This window comes from Streptomyces sp. NPDC101151, from assembly GCF_044768335.1.
Lineage (GTDB): Bacteria > Actinomycetota > Actinomycetes > Streptomycetales > Streptomycetaceae > Streptomyces.
In genome coordinates this window covers 1-3116 of record NZ_JBIWPP010000113.1, presented here as the reverse complement: position 1 = coordinate 3116, position 3116 = coordinate 1, and the positions used below count along the sequence as shown (strand labels likewise).

Annotated in this window: 3 protein-coding genes; 1 reads left to right on the top strand and 2 read right to left on the bottom strand. The window is 68.2% G+C overall.

Annotated elements, in window-relative coordinates; all coding sequences use genetic code 11:
• Nucleotides 1–39: 39 nt before the first annotated feature.
• Nucleotides 40–474 (top strand): Tn3 family transposase, encoded by a 435-nt coding sequence (locus ACIRU3_RS47490; protein WP_404070661.1) that lies wholly within the window; start codon nucleotides 40–42, stop codon nucleotides 472–474.
• Between the two features lie 214 nt (nucleotides 475–688).
• Here ACIRU3_RS47490 and ACIRU3_RS47485 read toward each other — a convergent pair whose 3' ends face one another.
• On the bottom strand, nucleotides 689–2026 hold the full coding sequence (locus tag ACIRU3_RS47485) for an MFS transporter (RefSeq protein ID WP_404070658.1): 1338 nt from the start codon (nucleotides 2024–2026) through the stop codon (nucleotides 689–691).
• The gene (locus ACIRU3_RS47480; protein ID WP_404070655.1) at nucleotides 2023–2688 is read right to left on the bottom strand and encodes an ArsR/SmtB family transcription factor; all 666 of its coding nucleotides are present in this window, start codon (nucleotides 2686–2688) and stop codon (nucleotides 2023–2025) included. The genes ACIRU3_RS47485 and ACIRU3_RS47480 overlap by 4 nt, the downstream gene beginning before the upstream one ends.
• Nucleotides 2689–3116 lie beyond the last annotated feature (428 nt).

Here is a 3116-nt window from a genome sequence, read left to right as displayed (position 1 = left end):
CGCAGCCGTCGCCGAAGCCATGCGCCGCGGCCTCCTCGAATAACCCCCCACCCCCCACCCCCAACAACAACAAACCAACCACACAACACCGCCTCCGAGGCAGCCGCGATGGTCGAGGGCCCCATGCCGCACGGCACCACCATCGACGTCGAAGCCAACGACACAGACAGCCATGGCCAGTCGGAAATCAGGTTCGGCATCACCCGGTTGCTGAACTTCGACCTGCTGCCGCGAATCAAGCGGATCAACAAGGTCAAGCTGTACCGGCCGGTGGCCGGCGATCCGGACGCCTATCCGCAGCTCGGTCCGGCGCTGACCGGCCCGATCCGCTCGGAACTCATCGCCCAGCAGTACGACCAGATGATCAAGTATGCGACCGCGATCCGGACGCGGACAGCGTCGACCGAGGCAATCCTGCGCCGATCCACCCGCAACGCCTCCCGCCCGAGCTACGCGCCGATCGGCGCGGCCTGACCCCACTGTTCTGGTCCCATGTGCGTCCGTAAGGGGCGGTCAACCTCGACATGGACACCCGCCTCGACCTTACTGCGATCAGCCTTCCGGGCCCCGAGCTCCGACGGACGCCTCCAACCAGCAGTCATCTGCCCGTGCGTGAAGCGTGGGCGAGGTCAGAAGGAGCGGTGGGAGGGAGAAGGAAACCAGATGGTCCGCCTCCCTCCCGCAAACGTCATGTCGCTGCATTCGCACTGCCTTGTGAGGCGTCTTCCTTGGAATGCGGCTTCACGACGCCCCGCCCACGCGTACGGTCTATCTCGCGCCATTCCGGCCGCAGTCCAGCCAGATTCGTGGTGAGGAAGTACGCGGCGCCGCAGGCGAGCAGCACCGGCACGAGTCCGACAGCGGTCACCGCGGCCCCGGCGAGCAGGCCGCCGAGAGGGATACCGGCCCAGGCCAGCGAGTCACCGAGCGCGTTGACCCGGCCTAGCATCCGGCGCGGCACCCGCTCGACGAGGACGGCCCCCAGTACTGGGTTGATGAAGCCAGCACCGAACCCACTGACCGCGAAGACGGCCAGTACCACCCCCAACGGGGCATCGAAGGCGAGGATCAGGAACCTCGGTGCCCCGGCCAGCAGGAACCCGGTGAGAACCACCGCCCGCCGCCGCAGCCGGTGTGCGACCACCGCGGCGATCAGGCTCCCGCCGACCGCCGCGGCCCCCATCATGCTGCCCATCAGGCCGATCGCGGTCGGCCCGTTGCCGGACTTCCTGGCCCAGACGGGTACGAGCACCGAGGTGATCGCCGCGTCCAGGAGGTTGGTGATGCCGACCATGACGATGACGGTGAGCAGCAGCGGCTCGCCGCGCAGGAAGGTGAAGCCCTCGCCGAACCGCCGCCAGTAGCCCGGTCCCGTCTCCCCGGCCGGCGAGGGGGCTTCCTCGGCCGCATGCCCCATGCCGCGAGGCAGCGCAAGTTTGATGATCACCGATCCGAGGGCGAAGCAGCCCGCGTTGACGGCGAGTCCGGTCAGGGGACCGAGCAGCGCCACCAACGATCCGCCGACCGCCAGGCCGACGGTGGAGGCAAGCCGCTCGATCACGCCGGATAGGCCGGTGGCCCGCTCCAGCGGCACCAGGCCGCGCTCGGCCGCTTCCGGGACCATCACTTCCTTGGCCAGGTCGCCGGGTCCCCGGGCCGCACCGATCAGCGCGACCAGAACCAGCAGAAGGGGAAAGGAGAGCAGGTCCAGGGCGTGGAGCAGGGGGATCGCGGCGGCGGCGGTCGCGCTTGCCAGATCGGTGGTCCAGGAGACGGCCCGTGGGCCGATCCGGTCCACCAGTGGTCCGGTGAACGCCTTGACCACCACGTAGGGAGTCATCTGGCAGAAGGCGACCAGTCCGGTCTGGGTGGCACTCCCGGTTGCGACGAGGACGAACCAGGGCAGTGCCACAACGGAGATCCGAGTGCCGGTCAGCGATACGGTCATGGCCGCCAGTACCCCGCCCAGCGGCCGTAAGGACCTCTTGCCGGGTATGCCGCCGCCCTCCGAGGCGTCGTCGGTCATGACGTCGGGCTTCCTTCCTCTTCCTGAGGGCCGGAAGGGGGCGACGACGCGGCAGGCGCATCCAGTTCGGGCAGGATCTGCGTGATCACGGCGACCCGTTCGGCTCCCGCGGGGGCACTTGCCGCCGCCTCCGGCGCGTCTCGCCGGTAGCGCGTGATGACTTCCGTCAACTCCCGGTACAGGGCCGCTGCTTCCTCGGGCGTGAGGCGCAGGGCCCAGTCGCTCATGTCGAAGGTGTTCCGCCATACGCGGGGCATCGTCTGAAGCCCGTTCAGGGTCTGCTGCGTACGCAGGGTGTAGATGGCAGCGACGGACTGCTGGTAGGCCAGTGCAGCCTCGGGCTCCCGCTCGGCCAGCTCCGGATCGTTGAACCAGGTCGTCCGGTGCACCGAACGCCACCAGCGCTCTCGCGCGTTGCCGCGTTCGGTGTCCTCCTCGACGAAACCGGCCGCGCCGAGCTGCCGGAGGTGGTAGCTGGCCGTACCGGAATTCACGCCCAGCCGCTCCGCGAGGCGGGTGGCCGTCGACGGGCCGTACTTCCGCAGCAGCCCGACCAGCTGCACCCGCACCGGATGCGCCAGGGCACGCAGCCCCTTGGCATCCAGGACAACCGAATCCTCTTCAACGTTCGGGCCATCCGGCCTCTCCACTGCATCAGCCATGCGGCACACGGTAGTCCGCAAAGGACTCTTCACAAAGGGTTCTTCGCGAAGAACCCTTTGCGGTCCACCTCGCTCGCGAGGTGCCACTGCTCATGCATCGACCGATTGATGCGCAAGATCGATTAGCGAGGATTCACGGTCGGATCGACGCCGGAGCATGCTCGTAAAACGGTGTCAGAAAGTCGGGGTGCTCAAGAACTTCAGCACCCCTTTCTGTACGACCTCGCGGGTGCAGACGCCTCCCGACGACGACACCGCCGATCTCCTCGCCCCCGTCCCCGCCGTACAGAGCGGCGCCCTCGTGGGGTACGCCCACGTATCGACGAAGAGGCAGGATGGCGTCCCGCTTGGTGGTGTAGGCGATCATTCGGTGGGCGTGTTGGTGGTGTGGGGTAGCGCGGGGGCGCTGTCGGGGAGCTCGGGGTAGA

Coding starts and splice junctions, on each gene's coding strand:
- ACIRU3_RS47480 (WP_404070655.1), bottom strand. CDS start 2,688: ATGGCTGATGCAGTGGAGAGGCCGGATGGCCCGAACGTTGAAGAGGAT.
- ACIRU3_RS47485 (WP_404070658.1), bottom strand. CDS start 2,026: ATGACCGACGACGCCTCGGAGGGCGGCGGCATACCCGGCAAGAGGTCC.